This is a genomic window from Pseudidiomarina sediminum DSM 21906 (assembly GCF_000423165.1).
GTDB lineage: Bacteria > Pseudomonadota > Gammaproteobacteria > Enterobacterales > Alteromonadaceae > Pseudidiomarina > Pseudidiomarina sediminum.
Genome location: NZ_AUHL01000005.1, coordinates 225,920 through 245,955, shown reverse-complemented (window position 1 = coordinate 245,955; position 20,036 = coordinate 225,920). Strand labels below are relative to the sequence as shown.

Annotated in this window: 14 protein-coding genes; 6 read left to right on the top strand and 8 right to left on the bottom strand. The window is 51.2% G+C overall.

From position 1 onward, the window contains the following. Nucleotides 1–55 precede the first annotated feature (55 nt). Complete coding sequence (cysB, locus tag G535_RS0101060; RefSeq protein WP_026860369.1) at nt 56–1,030, top strand: HTH-type transcriptional regulator CysB; 975 nt, start codon at nt 56–58, stop codon at nt 1,028–1,030. A gap of 5 nt (nt 1,031–1,035) precedes the next feature. Here the strand turns inward: cysB and G535_RS0101055 are convergent, their stop codons facing one another. The 3 genes from G535_RS0101055 to pabB are packed head-to-tail and all read right to left on the bottom strand — an operon-like array spanning nt 1,036 to nt 4,334. Next, nucleotides 1,036–2,409: an L-serine ammonia-lyase gene (locus tag G535_RS0101055; RefSeq protein ID WP_026860368.1), complete on the bottom strand. Its 1,374-nt coding sequence runs from the start codon at nt 2,407–2,409 to the stop codon at nt 1,036–1,038. 18 nt (nt 2,410–2,427) lie between these two features. Beyond that, nucleotides 2,428–3,021 (bottom strand): CoA pyrophosphatase, encoded by a 594-nt coding sequence (locus G535_RS0101050; protein WP_026860367.1) that lies wholly within the window; start codon nt 3,019–3,021, stop codon nt 2,428–2,430. Then, nucleotides 3,018–4,334, bottom strand: coding sequence for an aminodeoxychorismate synthase component I (pabB, locus tag G535_RS0101045; RefSeq protein WP_026860366.1), 1,317 nt, complete (start codon nt 4,332–4,334; stop codon nt 3,018–3,020). Before pabB ends, G535_RS0101050 begins: the two co-directional genes overlap by 4 nt. Nucleotides 4,335–4,463: 129 nt before the next feature. Here pabB and G535_RS0101040 point away from each other — a divergent pair, with 129 nt between their 5' ends. Further along, nucleotides 4,464–5,975: a fumarate hydratase gene (locus G535_RS0101040; protein ID WP_026860365.1), complete on the top strand. Its 1,512-nt coding sequence runs from the start codon at nt 4,464–4,466 to the stop codon at nt 5,973–5,975. Then, nucleotides 5,968–7,347 (top strand): DNA recombination protein RmuC, encoded by a 1,380-nt coding sequence (locus tag G535_RS0101035; RefSeq protein WP_026860364.1) that lies wholly within the window; start codon nt 5,968–5,970, stop codon nt 7,345–7,347. The genes G535_RS0101040 and G535_RS0101035 overlap by 8 nt, the downstream gene beginning before the upstream one ends. Here G535_RS0101035 and rimO read toward each other — a convergent pair. Both rimO and G535_RS13745 read right to left on the bottom strand, forming a co-directional pair. After that, entirely contained in the window at nt 7,344–8,729 is a 1,386-nt protein-coding gene (gene rimO / locus G535_RS0101030) for a 30S ribosomal protein S12 methylthiotransferase RimO (RefSeq protein ID WP_034727161.1), read from the bottom strand. The two genes, G535_RS0101035 and rimO, sit on opposite strands and share 4 nt — an antisense overlap. Nucleotides 8,730–8,821: 92 nt before the next feature. After that, nucleotides 8,822–9,925, bottom strand: a complete 1,104-nt coding sequence (locus tag G535_RS13745) for an ROK family transcriptional regulator (RefSeq protein ID WP_051206877.1) — start codon at nt 9,923–9,925, stop codon at nt 8,822–8,824. A 187-nt stretch (nt 9,926–10,112) separates the two neighbouring features. Between G535_RS13745 and G535_RS0101020 the strand changes: the two genes are divergently transcribed. Further along, nucleotides 10,113–12,809 (top strand): TonB-dependent receptor, encoded by a 2,697-nt coding sequence (locus G535_RS0101020; protein WP_026860362.1) that lies wholly within the window; start codon nt 10,113–10,115, stop codon nt 12,807–12,809. Nucleotides 12,810–12,860: 51 nt separating this feature from the next. Further along, nucleotides 12,861–13,865: a glycerophosphodiester phosphodiesterase family protein gene (locus G535_RS0101015; protein ID WP_026860361.1), complete on the top strand. Its 1,005-nt coding sequence runs from the start codon at nt 12,861–12,863 to the stop codon at nt 13,863–13,865. Between the two features lie 52 nt (nt 13,866–13,917). Here G535_RS0101015 and G535_RS0101010 read toward each other — a convergent pair whose 3' ends face one another. From G535_RS0101010 to cysZ, 3 genes are all read right to left on the bottom strand, one after another. Then, entirely contained in the window at nt 13,918–14,742 is an 825-nt protein-coding gene (locus G535_RS0101010) for a S1/P1 nuclease (RefSeq protein WP_084616742.1), read from the bottom strand. Between the two features lie 59 nt (nt 14,743–14,801). Next, nucleotides 14,802–15,596, bottom strand: coding sequence for a hypothetical protein (locus G535_RS0101005; protein WP_026860359.1), 795 nt, complete (start codon nt 15,594–15,596; stop codon nt 14,802–14,804). Between the two features lie 80 nt (nt 15,597–15,676). Continuing rightward, the gene (gene cysZ / locus G535_RS0101000; RefSeq protein ID WP_026860358.1) at nt 15,677–16,417 is read right to left on the bottom strand and encodes a sulfate transporter CysZ; all 741 of its coding nucleotides are present in this window, start codon (nt 16,415–16,417) and stop codon (nt 15,677–15,679) included. Between the two features lie 138 nt (nt 16,418–16,555). On the opposite strand from cysZ, the gene smc reads away from it, so the two are divergent. Beyond that, complete coding sequence (smc, locus tag G535_RS0100995) at nt 16,556–20,023, top strand: chromosome segregation protein SMC (RefSeq protein ID WP_026860357.1); 3,468 nt, start codon at nt 16,556–16,558, stop codon at nt 20,021–20,023. Nucleotides 20,024–20,036 lie beyond the last annotated feature (13 nt).

Genomic DNA, 20,036 nt, shown 5'->3' with positions numbered 1-20,036 from the left:
TAACTAACCAAAGTGTTATATATATTTAGAATATAGAATCGAAATGGATGCCGTTATGAAATTACAACAGCTACGCTATATCGTTGAGGTATTAAACCATAACTTAAATGTTTCAGCGACAGCCGAAAGCCTGTATACCTCACAACCTGGGATCAGCAAACAAGTGCGGATGCTGGAAGACGAGTTGGGGATTCAAATTTTTGAGCGTAGCGGTAAGCATTTAACGCAGGTGACGACGGCGGGGCAGGAGGTGATTGATATTGCCCGTAATATTTTGGCTCAGGTCGATAGTATTAAGGCCGTTGCCAATGAATACACCTTGCCAGACCGCGGTAAGCTGAGTATTGCAACCACGCACACGCAAGCGCGCTATGCGTTACCTGCAAAAATTTCGAAATTCATGCAACGCTACCCGCAGGTGTCGTTGCATATGCATCAAGGTTCACCGCAGCAGATTAGTGCCTTAGCGGCCAAGGGGGAAGCTGACTTCGCGATTGCCACCGAAGCGCTCCATCTTTATCAAGATCTTATCATGTTGCCGTGTTACCACTGGAACCGCTCGATTATCGTCCCCAAAGATCATCCCTTAGCTAATACGACCGAGGTGAGTATTGCACAATTGGCGGCGCTGCCGATTGTCACCTATGTGCATGGCTTTACTGGACGTTCCGAACTTGATCGGGCGTTCAGTGATGCTGGCTTAACAGCCAATGTCGTGTTCACTGCGACCGACGCTGATGTGATTAAAACTTATGTGAAAGCTGGGCTAGGTGTCGGAGTGGTGGCGTCGATGGCGTTTGATCCTGTCTCTGACGAGGGCTTAGTGGCGCTTCCTGCAGCGCATTTGTTTGCTGCCAGCACAACCAAGATTGGATTTCGCAAGGGGACCTTCTTACGCGGCTACATGTACGAATTCTTAGAGACCTTTGCGCCACATTTGACTAAACCTGTGGTGGAAGAGGCGATGCAACAGCGCTCACAAGACGCTATTGATCACCTCTTTGATGCTATCGAATTGCCGACCTGTTAAAGGCCTTAACACTCGATAATATTTACAGCGAGACCGCCACGTGCGGTTTCTTTGTATTTGGTCTTCATATCGTTGCCTGTGTCCCACATGGTTTTGATGACCTTATCTAAGGATACTTTGTGATCACCACTGCCACGTAGGGCAAGCCGCGCTGCGTTGATGGCTTTGACGGCGCCCATCGCGTTGCGCTCAATGCAAGGTACTTGAACCAAACCACCGACCGGATCACAGGTTAAACCAAGGTTGTGTTCCATACCGATTTCGGCAGCATTTTCGACGTTGGTGGGGCTACCGCCCATGAGTTCCGCAAGTGCACCAGCGGCCATCGAGCAGGCGACGCCGACTTCGCCTTGACAACCGACTTCTGCGCCACTGATCGAAGCGTTCTTTTTGTAAAGAATGCCAATCGCGGCTGAGGTCAGTAAGAAACGGACCACGGTTTCTTCGTCCAGTTGTCCGATAAATTTGTCAGCATATTTCATTACCGTAGGAATGATTCCTGCCGCGCCATTGGTCGGTGCGGTGACCACCCGGCCGCCAGCTGCGTTCTCCTCATTTACGGCGAGGGCAAACAAGTCGACCCAGTCCATGGTCTGCATCGGGTCGGCAGATTTTTCATTCTTCAAACGCTGATACAGGCCTGGTGCGCGTCGACGCACTTTGAGTCCACCAGGTAAAATGCCTTCGGTCCGAATACCACGGTCGATGCATTCGTCCATGGTTTGCCAGATATGCATAAGTCCGCTGCGAATTTCAGCTTCGCTGCGAAATACTTTTTCGTTGGCGAGCATTAATGAGCTGATCCGTAAGCCGTGCTCCTGACACTGGGCGAGTAGCTCTTCCGCGGTATCAAACGGGTATGGAATGGGCTTGCTTGATTGCTCAATCGCTTCTTCCAGTGTGTCATCGAAATCAGCATCACGGACAATAAAGCCACCGCCGATGGAGTAATAGAGATCTTTGTAGAGCACTTCGCCATCTTTCAACAAGCGTAATTCCATCGCATTGGCGTGGCGAGGCATGGTTTTGCGGCGATGGAAAACGATGGCACCGTCGCGTGGGAAGTGCACGTCGTGGTGTCCAAGTAACTTTAGGCGTTGCTCAGCTTCAATCGTTGCTAAAAACCCATCAACTTCGGTGGTGTCGACCGTTTCAGGCTCTTCGCCTGCGAGACCTAAAATAACCGCTTTGCCAGTACCGTGGCCTTTACCGGTTTGCCCTAACGAGCCAAATAACTCAACTTCGACGCTGGTTGCCTGTGCGATACCAACAGCTTTGTCCGCCGCCTCAAGGAATTCTTTGGCAGCACGCATTGGGCCCACGGTATGTGAACTGGAAGGGCCAATACCCACTTTGTAGATATCAAAAACACTAATCATAGTTGTTATTAGAAACCTTTAATTTAATGAACGATAAAAACGCTGCCGTTCAGGATACACGTGATCGGCCAATTCTCGCAAAATTCCGGCGGTTGCGCCCCAAATATTTCGCTGCTGATACGGAATAAAGTATACCTTATCGTAATGAAAGCGCTCGAGTCGGTAGGCAAAGTGCTGGCGCTGGTGCAGCACCTGCGCTAGTGGCACGGTGAACAGCTCGGCGACTTCATTCGGATCGGCACGCAAAGGTTGTTGCGGATGAATGAAGACCACGTAGGGGCGAATACAAAAATTACTGATCACAGGATGATCGCGTAATACCCCAACGGGCTCCACGGCTGCTGGCGATAGGCCAATTTCCTCTTCGGCTTCACGTAAGGCGGTGGCGAAGAGGGTCGTATCTTGGGGTTCTTGGCGACCTCCAGGAAAACTGATTTGTCCAGCGTGATGACGTAAGTGAGACGAGCGTTGGGTCAGCACCAGTTGCAGCTCGCCATCGCGTTCCCAAAGCGGTACCAATACCGCTGCTGGGCGTAAACGCTTTGGCAGGGGCCGTTGTGGCTCGAGTGAACCGTGCAGTTGAAAGCGGCGGAGAAATTCGTCACGCGTCATGAGTGGTTCAACGCGCCTAGTTCCGGCAAAATTTTTGCCACTTTATCTAAGGTCTCTTGGTATTCCTCATCGCCGTTGGAGTCGATGACTAAGCCGCCACCGGCCCAGCAGTAGATCTGGTCACCCGCAGTGACCAGCGTCCGTATACAAATGTTGGTATCGCTCGCGCCATGCTGAGAAAAATACCCCAGACTGCCGCAATAAAAACTCCGCCGATGAGGTTCCAGTTCGTCAATAACTTCCATCGCGCGAATTTTCGGCGCTCCGGTAATTGAGCCGCCGGGGAAGCAGGCTGCCAGTAGCGATAGCGCATCCTGAGGCGATGGCAGCTGGCCAACAACGGTACTCACCAAATGATGTACCGCAGGATAGCTTTCAATGGCGAAGAGTTTTGGTACCTGCACACTTCCAGGCAGGCAAACGCGGCTTAGATCGTTCCGGAGGAGGTCGACAATCATGACGTTCTCAGCGCGGTCTTTACTGGCATTTTGGAGCTCATCAGCAAGGGCTTGATCGGTACTAGGGTCGCTGTGGCGAGGCCGTGTTCCCTTGATGGGTTTGGTTTCAACATGCCCCTGAGCATCGGTCGCCAAAAAGCGTTCGGGCGAATGGCTGAGCAGGGCACCTTCACCGAGTCGCATGAAGCCAGAAAAAGGGGCTTGGTTGCGTTGACGAAGATGCAGGTAGGCCCGCCATGGATCGCCTTGAAAGGGGGCTTGAAAGCGTTGCGCTAAGTTTACCTGATAGCAGTCGCCAGCGCGCAAATAGTCCTGTACCTGGGTAAATTTTTCTAGGTAGCTGGCTTTCGTCATATTGCTTTGCCAGGCGTTTGCAAGTTTGAACGCGGCTGTTGCTGGCGATGGGGTTGCGGCGCGTTGCCAAAATCGTTGCCAGTTTGCCTGTTCGGTGGACGGGCAGAGCAACCAGGTTTGCTGCTGGCGATGGCAGCGAATCAAGGCGTGGGTATACAGCCCCACTGCGATTTCCGGCAACTGAATGTCTGCTTTCGCTTGCTCGGGGAGGCGCTCCAGTGCGCGTCCCGCGTCATAGCTCCAAGCTCCCGCAAGACCGCCTTGAAACGGCAGGTCGGCGGGCCCTTGATAGCTAGGTACTTGCGCCATCAGCTGTTGCAATTGCGCTGGCCAGTCATCAGCAACCGTGACCACTTGCGCGGGCTGCCAGAAGATAAAGTCATAGTTGCCCTGTGCATGTGCACAGCTATCGAGGAGGAGCGCCCAGGGTTCATCCGCGATGGCGGTAAATAGCTGGGCAAAGCTTGGTTTTAGGTCAATAGCAACAGCTTCAATTAACACGACAGTTCAGCTCCTCACAGATTTTCGACGCGCCGGTTAAGCTTAACATACACCGTGTTAAAACTGGTCAGCGAGGGGTGAAAACGCTATGATAGCGGGCAATTATCATTGGAGGAAGTAGAGGTAATCATGGCCACCATTCGCCAGGCTGATTTCATTGACAGCATCGCTGATGCTTTGCAGTACATTTCGTATTATCACCCGCTTGATTTCGTCCAAGCGTTAGAAAAAGCTTATCACCAAGAGCAAAGTGAAGCGGCGAAGAACGCCATTGCACAGGTGCTCACGAACTCACGTATGGCTGCACAAGGCCATCGTCCAATCTGTCAAGATACCGGCATCGTCACCTGCTTTGTTAAAGTTGGCATGGGCGTGCAGTGGGATAAGACCGATTTAACCGTGCAACAAATGGTTGATGAAGGAACCCGTCGCGCCTACACCAACGCTGACAACCCGCTTCGTGCTTCTATTGTTGCCGACCCTGCGGGTGCCCGTAAAAACACGGGCGACAACACGCCTGCTGTGGTGCACATTGACATGGTGCCGGGCGATAACGTTGAGGTGATGATTGCTGCCAAAGGTGGTGGTTCAGAAAACAAATCAAAAATGATGATGCTAAACCCTAGCGACTCGATCGCTGACTGGGTGGTTGAAACCATGCCAAAACTCGGTGCGGGCTGGTGTCCACCGGGGATGATTGGTTTGGGGATTGGTGGTACGGCCGAGAAATCAGCAGTACTTGCCAAAGAAGCGTTGATGGATCCTGTTGATATTCAAGAACTGCTTGAGCGCGGCCCACAAAATGCTGAAGAAGAGTTGCGGTTAGAGATCTATCACCGTGTTAACAAGCTTGGTATTGGCGCCCAAGGTCTTGGTGGTGTTACGACGGTCATGGACGTAAAAATCAAGACCGCGCCAACTCATGCTGCCTCAAAGCCGGTAACCTTAATTCCAAACTGTGCGGCGACCCGCCATGCACACTTTGTGCTCGATGGTAGTGGTCCTGCTGATTTGCAGCCGCCGAAACTAGAAGATTGGCCGGATATTACCTTTGAGCTTGGTGATGACGCGCGTCGCGTGAACCTTGATGAACTTACCCAAGCGGACATCGAAAGCTGGAAAACCGGCGAGACGGTATTGCTGAGCGGGAAAATGTTAACCGGTCGCGACGCGGCACATAAACGCATCAAAGACATGCTGGATCGCGGTGAAGAGCTACCTGTCGATTTTACCAACAAGTTCATTTACTACGTAGGTCCAGTTGACCCTGTGGGTGATGAAGTGGTTGGACCGGCGGGCCCAACAACGGCGACGCGGATGGATAAGTTTACTGATCTGATGCTCGATAAGACCGGCATCCTTGGCATGATCGGTAAAGCGGAACGTGGTCCTGCAACGGTTGAGAGTATTAAGCAACACAAAGCGGTGTACTTGATGGCTGTAGGTGGTGCTGCCTACTTGGTCGCAAAAGCAATCAAGAAAGCCAACGTGGTGGCTTTTGAAGACCTAGGTATGGAAGCGATTTACGAGTTCGAAGTTGAAGACATGCCGGTAACAGTGGCGGTGGATAGCACCGGTGAAAATGCCCATGAAACAGGCCCAGCAATTTGGCGTGTGAAACTGGAAGCGCAAGATGCTTAATCTGCTGATTTGGCAATGGTTATTGGCTGCTGCTGGCGCCATGGTGTTAGGTGGTGTGTTGGGCTGGCTTTGGCTACGCCCACAGTTGCTGCGTGTTACGCAGCAACTGGAGCACCAACAAAGCATGGCCGCACAGCGTGAAGCGCAACTCGAGCATGAGCTAGAGCAAAGTGAGCAGCGTGCGTTACAGCAGTTACGAGAAGCCGAGCGCCGCATCGAACAGCATGAGCAACAACAAGAGCAGCTGCGGCAGCAGCGTGGTCAGTTGCAAGCTGAAATCGCCGGATTAAAAACCGATTTGGCGAAGACGCTCGAGCATGCGCAAGAAAAGCAGCAAGTGCTGGAAGCTAGTGAAGAGCGCATGAAGAAAGAGTTCGAGCGCTTAGCACAGCAAATTTTTGAGCAAAAATCGGAGCGTTTGCAGCACTCCAGCAAAATGACTTTAGAAACGACGCTGGCACCATTCAAGCAACAGCTTGAAGCGTTTAAGAAGCAGGTCGAGAGTCAGTACACCGAAGAGCTGAAGCAACGTGCGTCATTGACGACGGAGATTACGTCGTTAAAAGAGCTGAACAAGCAAATGGCGGCCGAAGCCGATGCGCTCACCAAAGCCCTAAAAGGCGATACTAAAACCCAAGGTAACTGGGGTGAGGTGGTGCTTGAGCGGATTCTGCAGCAGTCTGGTTTGCGCGAAGGGCATGAGTATGAAACGCAAAGCCATCATCGCGATGAAGATGGTAAGTCGTTTAAACCTGACGTTATCGTGCATTTACCGAACGAGAAAGACGTGGTGATTGACTCCAAGGTCTCTTTGGTCGCCTATGAGCGTTACTTTAATAGTGACGATGATCAGGCGCGTGAGGCTGCGTTGAGTGAGCATGTCAACTCGTTGCGGGCGCACATTAAAGGCTTATCGAAAAAGAATTATCAACAGCTTGAGAGTGTTCGAACCTTGGATTACGTGCTGTTGTTTATTCCTATTGAGCCGGCGTTCTTGCTCGCGGTGGATCGTGAGCCTGAGCTGATTCGACTCGCCTTGGACAGCAATATCATGTTGGTAAGTCCAACCAACTTATTGGTGGCGCTGCGCACGGTGAATAATATTTGGCAGTACGAGCATCAAAACCAAAACGCCCAGCGCATTGCCTCAGATGCGGCAAAACTCTATGACAAGTTCGTCGGCTTTATTGAAGACATGCAAAAAATCGGCAAGAGCTTGGATACAGTACGGAACCACTACGACGGGGCGATGAATAAACTCTCCAGCGGCCGAGGTAACCTCGTTGGCCGCGTGGAAAAGTTTAAAGAAATGGGGGTGCAAACCTCGAAAAAGCTCGACAGTAAATTACTGGGTGACGATAGCGAGGATTAACTCGCTATCGCATTGTCGTCAACACTGTCATCCACTAAGGTTCCCCACAAGTCATACTCATCAGCGTGCTCAATCTGCACGCGGACAAACTCACCTGGTTGCACGTTTTGCTCACCATTTAAGTAGACGAGGCCGTCGATTTCAGGGGCATCCGCGTAACTGCGGCCAATCGCACCTTCTTCATCCACTTCATCAATCAATACGGTCAGAATCTTGCCGATTTTTTGTTGTAAGCGTGCTGCACTAATCTCTTGTTGAACTTCCATAAAGCGCGCGTAACGCTCTTGCTTTACCTCTTCTGGCACAGGGTCAGGCAGTTCATTCGCTTTCGCGCCTTCGACATCTGAATAGGTGAAGCAGCCAACGCGGTCGAGTTGTGCTTCGCGCAAGAAGGTGAGCAATTCCTCGAACTCTTCTTCGGTTTCGCCCGGGAAGCCGACAATAAAGGTGCTACGGATGGTGAGCTCAGGACAAATTTTGCGCCAGTTTTGAATGCGCTCCAAGGTGCGCTCGGCCGAACCCGGACGTTTCATGAGGCGCAAAATGCGTTTATTGGCATGCTGCATCGGAATATCTAAATACGGCAACAATTTGCCTTCAGCCATCAACGGAATCACATCGTCGACGGATGGGTAAGGGTAGACGTAATGCAAACGCACCCAAATGCCGAGCTTGCCAAGTGCTTCGCACAGTTCAAGCATGCGGGTTTTTACTGGCTGACCATCCCAAAAACCCGTTTTATGCTTCACGTCGACACCGTAAGCGCTAGTGTCTTGTGAAATCACCAACAGCTCTTTAACGCCTGCGTTAGCAAGACGTTGGGCTTCCGCAAGAACATCGCCAATGGGGCGGCTGACAAGGTCACCGCGCATCGAAGGAATGATGCAAAAGGTACAGCGGTGGTTGCAACCTTCAGAAATTTTCAGATAAGCAAAGTGACGAGGGGTAAGTTTGACACCGGTTTCTGGCACCAAATTTTCAAACGGCGCTCGGGTTGGTTTCGGCACGTACTGATGCACGTGTCCCATCACCTCCTCATAGGCATGCGGGCCGGTAATGGCAAGTACGTTTGGATGAACTTCACGAATCTCGTCGTCTTTAGCACCGAGGCAACCGGTGACAATGACTTTGCCGTTTTCGTGAATCGCTTCGCCGATGGCATCGAGCGATTCTTGTACGGCGCTATCAATAAAGCCGCAGGTGTTCACGATCACCATATCGGCATTGTCGTAGGTGTTGACGATATCGTAACCTTCGGTGCGCAATTGCGTCAGAATACGCTCAGAATCGACCAGGTTTTTCGGACAGCCAAGGCTGACGAAGCCGATTGTGGGGGCGTTTGTGCCAGTTGTTTGTTCTGGCTGGAATTGTTCTACGGACATAAGGTGTCTACTGTGTAGTTAAAACATGTCCGAATATTTTAACTGAAAGCAAAGGGACGCGTCACAAAAAACCGCGTCGTTTCGCTGTGTTTTTAATCAAAAAGCTGCGTATAGCAGAGTGAGCAAGAGCCCACCACACCAGCTAAATCACCCAGGCTAGTGCTCTGCAATTGCGGTTGCGGGGTGGGGCCCCAGTCATTTTGAAACATCGAGCCGTCGTCAATCTGGGCGACCAGCGCATCGTAGTATGCGATCGGTAGGCGGCCGCCGATAATGATGGCTTCAGGGTCAAACGCCCGTGCCAACACGTAGAGTGGATGGCGAAGCTGTGCAGCAGCGCGTTGCAGCCACTGTTGCACCGCTGGGGTCTCGGTGACGGGCAGGTGTTCCAATTGATGAAAGCTACTGATATCGATACCTTGGTGTTGCAATGTGGCAAGCAGATCCGAGCCTGAAGGTCGGGGTGCGTCGCGATCTGGGAACGGGGTTCCGAAGATACCGGCATTGCCGTGCGCGCCGCGATACAAGCGTTGGTTGATAATGATGCCACCACCAATCCCATAGCCGATGTTGATATAGATGAAGTGCTTTAAGGCTTTACCGCGGCCGTACATCGCTTCACCCCAACCCGCACAATTACTATCGTTCTCAATATAAACGGGGTAGTCGAGTTGTTGCTGAAAGGCGGCTTCGAGATTGACATTGGTTAACTGTGGGAAGTAGGTCGGTACGATGATCTTACGGTCATCGATAAAGTCACCCGGCACTGATACCCCAACCCCCACTAGGCGCTTGGCAGGAATACGTTTACGCGAGAGCGTAGCGCCGATAAAGGCATTCACGTGTGCGACGATAGCATTTACGTCGGCGTGCTCGATGGCAAAGGTTTGTTTGGCTTCAATGGTGCCAACGCCATTCATAAGTACCGTATCAACATGCTGTTCGGTAAAGTTTACCCCAAGGGTGTACATGCCTTTGGGGTGAATCGATAGTGCGCGCGCGGGTTGACCTCGTAAGCCTTGGTTCTTTGGGGTTTCAGTCAGTAAGCCTTTCTCGGTGAGTGATTTGACAATATTGGTTGCCTGCATTTTCGACACGCCCAATGCTGTCGCTATTTGTTGACGGGTTACCGCGCCATGGGAGTGCACTGCACGTAACACAAACTTTTCGCTTGTGTTGAGAGGAAATAGGCTCATAGGGTCAAGAAGTTAGCTTACAAATGATGCTAGGCATTATAGGCGCCTGGTGTTGGTTCAGCAATCAAATATTAAGTAAAGTAAATTATACTTTATAATAATTCTGTCATATTTCTGCCTTATAGTGTGGCCCACTCAAGGTTCCCCTGCGAGGGAATTTAATTTTGCAAATAACTGGGTCATCACTATGAAACTAAAAACTGCTTTGTTTGGCACCTTGCCGCTGTTTACTTTGGCCACCTTGCCTGCTGCGATTGCTGAAACGCTGACGCAAGATCAGGTTGCATCGGAGTCACAAGAAATTGAAGAGATTGTGGTTTCCGGAGTTCGTGGTTCACTGAATCGAGCACTCAGCGTAAAAATGGACGCTGTAGGTGTTACTGAAGCCATTTCCGCAGAAGATATTGCCGACTTCCCAGATCTGAATATTGGCGAGTCGTTGGCACGCATCGCCGGCGTGACTGTGAATCGCTCGGTAGGGGGTGAAGGCAATCAAGTGTCAGTGCGTGGTGGCCAAACTGACTGGACTAAAGTCACGGTGAACGGCTTGTCGGTGGCAACAGGTAATCAAGGGCGGGAGTTTGATTTTGATGTTTTTGCCTCTGAACTCTTTACTAACGCCAAGGTGTACAAATCGAATTCGGCAGACTTGACCGAAGGTGGACTGACCGCGACCATTGATCTAAAAACACCTCGAGCGTTTGATTATGACGAAGACAAACTGGCGTTCTCGGCCAGTGTTGCTGATGCTGAGAAAGGTGATAACGAGGTGAAGCCTCGTCTGGTGGGGATGTTCTCAAAGCAGTTCAGCGATAGCTTCGGCGCACTGGTATCGGTGTCTCATTCCAAAACGGCTGTGCGTGGTGATGTTTCTGAGGGCTGGGGGTGGAGTGGCTCCAATTCGGGGTTTGCGAATTACCTGTCCCAGTTCAATCAAGCGAATGCTCCAACAGTCATGATTAATGGTGAGGCGGTAAGTGATCTTGAGCAACTTAAGGGCATTGCCGCGAATACCATTACTCCTGAACTGCCGCGTTTAGGTCCGCAGTTGTTGGCACGCGATCGTACCGGTGTCACCGCTGCGTTGCAGTTGCGTCCGAGCGATAGTGTCGAACTGACTGCAGATGTGTTGTTTGCTGACTTTAGCCAAGATGAAATTCGCGCCACAATTGACGGTATCCCGGGCTTTAACATGGGACAAGAATGGACGTCGATGACGATTGAGAATGGCATTGCCGTGGCGGGTACCATCAACAACCAGTCGCAACGTTCGGAAACCTTGTCTCGCCAAGTCGACACCCAGCTAACTCACATCACACTCGGTGCGGAATGGTTTATGGATGAGACCTGGACCTCCAACCTAGTGTACGGAAACTCGCGTGCGCAAGAAGATGAACTTAGCCGTACATATTTGTGGGAACACCTAGGCACCTTTTCGTACGACTTTTCGGACAACCCTCACTACCCCAATTTACAGGGTGCAGATTGGCTTGATGCCAGTCAATTTAGTTCGCAGCAGCTGCGTTTTCGGCCGTTTCAGCGTGACGATGAAGAGCATTCGTTACGTGTCGATTTCACCGGTGACTATTACGGCGCCTTACAACGTTTGAAGTTTGGTATGCAATGGCGCGATCGCGTGAAAGGGCAAACGCGCTTGAAAGAACTGCGCCCTGCATTTTCTGCTGATTTCGCTGACTACGCCATTGCTGCCAGTGACCTGTTTGACAATTATCATGCCGACGCACCCTATCGCTCTGACTTCCTGCTGACCGATGTTGATAAAGCGAATGCCGAACTTCTGCCGGGTGACTTGAGCAGTAGTGACGTGGATAAACTGCAAACCTATGAAGTGGAAGAGCAGACCTATGGGATTTATTTTAAATCTGAGTTTGCCGTTGAGCTCGGCGAGCGCCCACTCTTCTTAGATTTCGGCGCACGTTATGTCAAAACAGATGTGACGTCGTCTGGCTTCCAGCAGTCAGGAGGGCAGCCAGAAGCGGTGGCTTTTGTTGCCGATTACAGCGATTGGCTACCAAGTTTTAATGCGAAATGGCAGCTGCACGACGATGTGATTGCGCGCATGAGTGCAAGTCGTACCATGACACGTCCTACCTTAGCGAATATCGCGCCATCAATTGCGATTAACCCGACGGTGTTATCAGCCTCTCGAGGGAACCCAGAACTGGACCCGTTCCGCGCCAATAATCTTGATCTTTCGTTGGAGTGGTATTTCGGCGATGAAGCTTTGCTCGCAGCGACGTATTACCACAAAGATATTGAATCTTTCATTGTCAGCGAAACTTTTAATGAGGTCGTTGAGTGCTCGGGTATCGTCAATGATCAAGGGCAAGACGTATGCGGCAGTATGTTCCAGGTGACCAAGCCGGTGAATGGGGAAAGTGGCACCCTACGTGGCATCGAGTTGCAGTACCAACAGCCCCTGTCGTTTTTGCCTGCTGCGTTCGATGGCATGGGCGTGCTGCTTAATGCCACCTTCTCGGAAAGTGAGCGCACCACCTATGCAGGCGTTAGCAAACCTCTGTCAGGCCAATCCGATGACCTGTTTAACGCGGTGGTGTATTACGAGAACTATGGGCTGAGTTTACGCGCGGCCTACAATTATCGCTCGGACTATACCACCGGGGGGCGGAATGGCTTCGATAACCTAACGGAAAGCTATGGCCAGCTCGATCTCTCCGCGAGTTATGCTTTGAATGACCAGTTTACGCTGTTCTTTGAGGGGCTGAACATGACAGGTGAAGACATCTACACCTATCAAGTGAAGACAACCAGTGATGGCACCGAGGATTATCAAAAAGTGTTGAATGACCGCTTTGTAGCGCAAGGACGAGTGGTGCAAGTTGGTATTCGCGGTAGTTTTTAATTTAACTTACGGGGCGCTAGGGCGCGCTCCGTATTACTTTTGGGATAAATCATGAAACAACTAATGTGTGCTTTTGTGGGCTTGGCGTGGTCGCTGACGAGTTGGGCGGCAACCCCGGTGGAGCGTATCTTACAGCATTGGCAATCGCCATCTTCAGACTATGTCATGGTAGTGGCGCATCGCGCTGCATTCATGGAAAACGGTCAGATTATTTTGCCGGAAAATTCGCTACCAGCAATTGCTTATGCGATTGCGCTGGGCGTAGATATGGTCGAGCTGGATATTCAAGCGACGAAAGATGGCCGCTTTGTGCTCATCCATGATGCGACCGTTGACCGCACGACCGATGGCTCAGGCGCGGTAAAGGATATGACTTTCGCGGAGTTACGCCAACTCCGCCTGATTGATGAAGTTACGGGTGAGCGTACGGAGTATCGTATTCCTTCACTCGAGGAAGTTTATGCGATGGTGAAAGATCAGATTATGGTCAACTTAGATCCTAAACTGAACATTAACCAGTTAACTGAAGCGTTAGAAATTGCTAAAGCCCAGGGGGTGGAACAGCAAATTATTCTTAAAGAGGTTGCGGATACGCCAGCGCAATTGACGGCGATTGAAACGCTGATGGCTGAATTGTCCTATCCGGTAGATTTTATGCCGATGCACTGGGATAAAAATGGTGCTTCGCTGCAGCAGTTGCGCAACAGCTTTGAGCGCATTCAACCGCAGGCTGCTGAAATGGTTGTTGGCTTACCGCAGCAGGCGAAGGTCGCCCGCACCCCCGATGGTGGCGTCTTGTTCTCACCCGCCGTGAAGCGCTTAGCAAAAGAGTATGATGTGCATCTGTGGGTCAACACGTTGTATGTTGACCCTTTGCTCGGTAAACCTGAATACTTGCAATGGAATGGTGGCCGACATGATGTGCTTGGCCTGAAATACCCCGACCAGGTGTTCGGTTTCTGGGCGGAGCAGGGCGCAACGATCATGCAAACTGATGAGCCTAAGTTTTTATTGGACTATCTCAAGCAACGCGGTCTACGTACTTTGGCACCTTAGTTGCGACGTAAAAAAGGGACGCCTTGGCGTCCCTTCGTTGTTGCTCGCGACCTTACTTGTCAGCAAAGACGTGATTCAAGTAGGCTGCGATGCGCACCCCACCTTGTTGTAAACGCTGTTTCATCAGTGGCGTGTACTCATAGACATATTGCCACGACAGATACGGATCTTCGTCTTGCGCTGGATAAACCGTTTCGCGGTACTCTGCGCTTTCGTCGATCCAGGTTTTGGCTTCTGCAGTGTTCCATTGCTGGTATTGCTCATTGGTAATCGCACGTTGTAACCAATGCGAGAACTCGCTGTACGAGAGCTTCTGGTGCTCAACCAGCTCTGAGTCCCACACCCGATGCAAGTTGCTGCGCTGACCGAAGAAGGTCACTTTGACATCATTACCACCTTTGTCGTCGCGTGCGGCAGAGCCCACATGCAGGGGCTGATGAAGATCGCCAATGATGTGCACGATAAAACGTAATGCCAACTGCTTGTCCGCTAAACTTGCCTCAGGATCTTGCAAGGTGGCGGTAAAGTCTTTAAGCGCACTTGCGCCATCACCTTGAGGAGGACAGTCATCAGCATGGTAGCCGCGCGCGTCGTCATGCACGGTAACATAATGAAAAGGGTTCGCCGTTTTTTGCCAGTACTCGTCCGGGTTCGAGCGCATTTCATCAGGGTAGGTCGACGCTTCGGCCAAAGATTCTGCGCCAAGAATAGCGCTAATCGCTTTGCGCGCGTCATCGGTCAGGTAGGTTTCGGCAATTTTACCGGTAATACGGTGACCAATCTTACCCCAGGCATGGGCATCGGTTGCGGTAAAAGCGGCACTACAAATAAGGCTGGCAGCGCCAATACTGGCGAGCGAGAACTTCAACGTTTTCATAGGGGGAACCTTTTACAACTGTGAACGGGCACCTAAACGTGCATGGTGAACCGATTATTCTACGGGTTCTGAATGGAAAGCCAACGATCTTTTGCCTGTTGAAAGGTTTGGTTATTTTGAATGGCTGGAATAACGTCGTTGAGGCGGTCAATAACGTGCTGACCCCAGTCGGTTTGCGGACAGCCGACAGCACCCTCGACGTAGTTTTGATGATTTTGTTTAATCGGTAAGAACACCAGATCGATGGGCAAAATTTCGCGGTGGTAGTTCATGACCATCGGGTAATCAATGACAAAATCAAGACGCTCTGCGTTGACCATGGCCAGCATATTCGCATTGGCACTAGGGCCAGTGATCTCGGTGTAGTGCGGAGTGTTGTGTAAAAAACGCTCCAGATACGGCTGTAATTCACCATAGCGGCGTCCTAAAGGTTGGCCGTAACGGTAGTTGCCGAGTTTTAACATTTCCACCAAGTCGACCGGATTGCCAAAATTCGCTGCTATGTCTTCTGCAACATCAGGACGGGTGATGATGCCGTGGGCCGGATATTTGAAAATGGTGTCGGAATAGATCACTGGAATAGGGGTGTCACCATTACGGATCATGCATGGAAAGCAGAGGTCTTCACCTTGTTGCATGAGTGCAGCAATGCGTCCTTGTGGATACCTGACGTGTTTTTGCGGTGTTTTGGGTAAGGCTTCGTTGAAGGCTTGCAACATGACATCACAAAGCCCTTCTTCATGCAGGTAGCCTTCAAGGATATGAAATGGAGGGGCATTGTTGACCCCCCATTGAATGGTTAATGGCGGCGCGGCGTGGCTACTCTGGCACAACAGTGCGGTAAGAGCAGTCATTACTAGTATCCATCTTCGCAAGCGCGCGACCTCGTTGTCATGGGAAGTGCGCTCAGTATAACGTGACTTAAACGGCCTCGCTAGCGGATATGATTGCTGCGCATGTGATCGACCCACATCGCCGTTGAGCCACATACAGCAATGGGGATCATTAACAGGTTAATGATTGGCACCGAGGCGAGGAAGGCGACCACCACACCAAAGGTAAGGCTCTTGCCTTGATGCTGGTACAGACTCTGCCGCATGTCACGGAAAGGAACTTTATGGTTATCAAAGGCATAGTCAGCGTATTGAATGGTCATCATCCAGCCGCCCCATAACAACCAAAGCACTTGTCCAATGACCGGTAGGAAGAGCAGTAATAAAAAGAAGCCTAAGCTGCGCGGTAAGAAATAGATAATTTTTTGAAATTCGCGGCCAAGGGTACGTGGAATATCTTTGATTAAGCCAGTAAGGCCTGTGTCTGGCGCCGGAATACCGGTCAGTCGCGCTTCGACCTTCTCTGCCAACAAACTGTTAAAAGGCGAAGCGATAATGTTCGCGACGCTGGTAAAGGTCATGGCAAAAAGTAGCAGTACGGCAACAATAATCAACGGCCAGAGGATGACCTCCAGCCAATACAGCCACGCCGGCAGCCAGGTCATAAAATCTGCCACCCAAAGCGTGGTATAGTGGAATACCGCAGCTATGGCGATACTAAATAATACGATGTTGATCAGGAGTGGGATGAGCGCGTAGCGGCGTACACCTTTTTGAAACGCAAGTTCAAAACCGCGGGCAACGTAACTAGCGCCAAAATCACTGGCTGAGGATGTGGTCATGGACGACTCCTGTCGAGAAAAAAAGCATTTGCTCAAGCTTAACGCAGTATACGCGGATATACTCGTCAACTAATCTTGAAAATGTTACAAAATCTAGCATTATGAACGGACAAGAATGATAACTAATTTTCGGACTCAATGCGCCTAAAACACATTAAACTCGCTGGCTTCAAATCTTTTGTTGATGCCACGAAAGTGCCTTTCCCTCACCAAATGACGTGTGTTGTTGGGCCGAACGGCTGTGGCAAATCGAATGTCATTGACGCGGTGCGTTGGGTGCTGGGTGAGAGTTCTGCGAAAAACCTCCGTGGCGATGCCATGACGGACGTTATTTTTAACGGTTCAGGCGCGCGGAAACCAGTCTCGCAGGCCAGCGTTGAATTGGTGTTTGATAACACCGATGGACGCATTCAGGGCGAATATGCCAGCTATGCTGAAATTTCTGTGAAACGCTTAGTAACCCGCGATGGCCGTTCGGATTACTTTCTCAACAGCAGCAAATGTCGCCGTCGGGATATTACGGACTTGTTTCTTGGCACCGGTCTTGGACCGCGTAGTTACGCCATTATCGAACAAGGCATGATTTCACGGCTGATTGAATCGAAACCCCAAGAGTTGCGAGTGTTTATCGAAGAAGCCGCGGGGATTTCAAAGTACAAAGAACGTCGCCGCGAAACTGAAAATCGGATGAAGCATACCCGTGATAACCTCGAGCGATTGAACGATGTCCGGGATGAGTTAGGCAGTCAACTCAATAAATTGCAACGCCAGGCGGCAGCGGCACGTCGGTATAAAGAACTTAAGCAACAAGAGCGGCAGTTTAAGGCGGAGTTGCAGGCGCTGCGTTGGCTCAATCATGAGCAGCAGGCGGAACGCTTACGGCAAACCTTGCGTGAACAAGAAACGGAATTGGAGCGCTGGCTCGCTGAACAACGTGGCAGTGAGCGTGGCACGGTGGAGTTGCGCGAACAAGCCGCTGAGGTCAAGCAACAGCTTGATGATGTACAGCAACGTTTTTACCAGCTGGGTAACGATATCACCGGCACCGAGCATCAGTTGCAAAGCAAGCGCGCGGAAATGCAGCAGCGCGAACAGCGGCAACAACAACTTGTGGCCGAGTTGCAACAACTGGCAGAGACGCTGGCGCGGGACCGTGCGCAAGAAGAAGAAGCCGCGCTGGCGCTGGAATTGTTGCAGCCCGAGCTAGAGCTGCTGGAAGCAAGTGCTGAAGAACATCAGCTTACTGCTCAGGCCCACGAAGAACAATGGCTGCAATGGCAAAATGATTACCAACAGTTTTTGACCGAGCAGCAACAGCAGCGCGAGGGTGAGCAACAACTTCGACTACAGCAAGAACGTGTCGCTGATCAGTTGCAACGGCAACAACAGCTGCAGCTGGAATTGCAGCAACAGCGACACGACCTCAATGCAGAGCAAGCACAGTTGCAACAGGGGCTCGATGCGCAAGCGTTAGACACCGAGCGTGAGGCGTTACAGCGACTCGACGCTGAACTGACGCAGCGACAACAGCACCTTAGCGCGTTACGCGAACAACGCCAAAGCATCGAGCAAGATTTAGCTGCGGCCGCGCAACAGCGACAGCAACTGCTCGGTCGGCAAAGTTCGCTGCAAACGCTGTTGCAGGCATCGCAGGCAAACTGGCCAGAGGCGTTAGAGCTATGGCTACAAGCGCAGCAGCTCACACATAAAGGGCAATTACGCGCGTTGTTGCAGGTTGACGAACGTTGGCGTTTTGCCACCGAGCAAGTTGTCACTAACTGGCTCGATGCTTTCGTCATTGACACAGTGCCGCCGCATTGGCCCACGGAGCTCGGCAGTCGGTTGGTGATTCTGCATGACACGCCCGCACCGGCTGGCAGTCTTGCCAGTCAGTTCAGCGGCCCTTTAGCATTTTGGCCGCTGGCGCAACACATTGCTGTGGTTGAAGATGCCGATGCGGTGCAGGAGGTATTGGCCACCCAACAGTGGCGCTATGCCTTAACGCCTGAGGGGCAGTTATGGTCTGCAGCCGGCTACCAAGCGACTCAGATCGCGGCCCAAGAAAGTCAGTTACTACAGCAGCAAGAGTTGCTTCAGGTTGAGCAAACTTTAGCTGACGTATCACAGCACTATAGCGCGCTTGAACAGCAACGGGAGCAGTTGACGACTGAGCGTGAGGAGCTCGAGAGTGTGCTTCAGCAGCTACGTGAGAAGCGGGCGGAACAGCAAGCTCAGCTCGCTACTGTTGAACAAAAGCAACGATGGTTCGAAGAGCAACAACAGCGGTTGCAGGTGAAGCTTGAACAGCTCAGCGTTCGTGACACTGACTGCAGTGAGCAGCAACAAGAGCTGCAGTTCCAGCACGAAGAGCTGGCGCTCCGCCTTTTGGAGTGGCAAGAGCAACAGCCTGAGTTAGATGAGCAACACTGGCAACGTAAGCGTGAAGCGCTTGCGGCCGAACGGGATAGTTTACGCACCAATGCACAACAGGCTCAGCAGCAATGGCAAGAGAAAACACTGCAGGTTGAGCAACTGAAAAGTCAGCTACAACATTTACAAACCTTGTGTCAGCGCGTGCAACAGCAACAGACTCAGACCCAAGAACAGTTACAGACTTTAGCCGATCCAGATGAAAGTAACGAAGCCATTGAACTGTTGGCCATGCAACTGGAAGAGTTGTTAGCGCAACGTGAAGTGCTTGATGAAGAACGTTTGCAGCACAGCAATGCATTGGCAGAGCTTGAGCAAAAATTGCATGACGTTAGTAGCGGGAATAAAGGTGTTGAAACGCAAATTGAAAAGGCGCGTCAGCTCATCCAAAGTACCCAAATGGAGTTGGCTGCAGTGCAGGAGCGTAGCCGTAATGTGCTTGCCGTGCTGGAAGAAATGCAACAGCCTTTGAAGCCTGTGCTCGAGCATTTACCTGAAGCTGCGGAAGAGAAAAAATGGCAGCAAGAGGTTGAGCGCTTACAAAGTGCCATTAGCCGTCTTGGCGCTATTAACCTTGCCGCCATTGAAGAGGCTGAAACGTTAGCAGAGCGTAAAGATTACCTCGATACCCAGCATGATGATTTAAGTTCTAGTTTGGAGACGTTGGAAACCGCCATACGCAAAATTGATCGGGAAACGCGACAGCGCTTCAAAACCACCTATGACGCGGTCAATAGCGGCTTACAAGAGTTGTTTCCAAAGGTGTTTGGTGGCGGCAGTGCGTATCTGGAACTTACCGAGGATGATTTACTCGAAACAGGTGTGGCCATCATGGCGCGACCACCAGGCAAGAAAAACAGTACAATTCACCTGTTATCGGGTGGTGAAAAAGCCTTAACCGCTTTATCATTGGTGTTTGCGATTTTTCGTTTGAATCCGGCACCCTTTTGTTTACTGGATGAAGTGGATGCGCCGCTAGACGATGCGAACGTAGGACGTTTTTGTCGTTTGGTCGAAGAAATGTCGCAAACTGTGCAATTTATTTATATAAGTCACAATAAGGTTGCCATGGAAATGGCCTCGCACCTTGCTGGCGTCACCATGCAAGAACCCGGCGTGTCGCGATTAGTTGCGGTCGATGTCGACGAGGCAGTGGCAATGACCGAAGCTTCTTAGGAACAAGAACACA

Coding starts and splice junctions, on each gene's coding strand:
- cysB (WP_026860369.1), top strand. CDS start 56: ATGAAATTACAACAGCTACGCTATATCGTTGAGGTATTAAACCATAAC.
- G535_RS0101055 (WP_026860368.1), bottom strand. CDS start 2,409: ATGATTAGTGTTTTTGATATCTACAAAGTGGGTATTGGCCCTTCCAGT.
- G535_RS0101050 (WP_026860367.1), bottom strand. CDS start 3,021: ATGACGCGTGACGAATTTCTCCGCCGCTTTCAACTGCACGGTTCACTC.
- G535_RS0101040 (WP_026860365.1), top strand. CDS start 4,464: ATGGCCACCATTCGCCAGGCTGATTTCATTGACAGCATCGCTGATGCT.
- G535_RS0101035 (WP_026860364.1), top strand. CDS start 5,968: ATGCTTAATCTGCTGATTTGGCAATGGTTATTGGCTGCTGCTGGCGCC.
- rimO (WP_034727161.1), bottom strand. CDS start 8,729: ATGTCCGTAGAACAATTCCAGCCAGAACAAACAACTGGCACAAACGCC.
- G535_RS13745 (WP_051206877.1), bottom strand. CDS start 9,925: ATGAGCCTATTTCCTCTCAACACAAGCGAAAAGTTTGTGTTACGTGCA.
- G535_RS0101020 (WP_026860362.1), top strand. CDS start 10,113: ATGAAACTAAAAACTGCTTTGTTTGGCACCTTGCCGCTGTTTACTTTG.
- G535_RS0101015 (WP_026860361.1), top strand. CDS start 12,861: ATGAAACAACTAATGTGTGCTTTTGTGGGCTTGGCGTGGTCGCTGACG.
- G535_RS0101010 (WP_084616742.1), bottom strand. CDS start 14,742: ATGAAAACGTTGAAGTTCTCGCTCGCCAGTATTGGCGCTGCCAGCCTT.
- G535_RS0101005 (WP_026860359.1), bottom strand. CDS start 15,596: ATGACTGCTCTTACCGCACTGTTGTGCCAGAGTAGCCACGCCGCGCCG.
- cysZ (WP_026860358.1), bottom strand. CDS start 16,417: ATGACCACATCCTCAGCCAGTGATTTTGGCGCTAGTTACGTTGCCCGC.
- smc (WP_026860357.1), top strand. CDS start 16,556: ATGCGCCTAAAACACATTAAACTCGCTGGCTTCAAATCTTTTGTTGAT.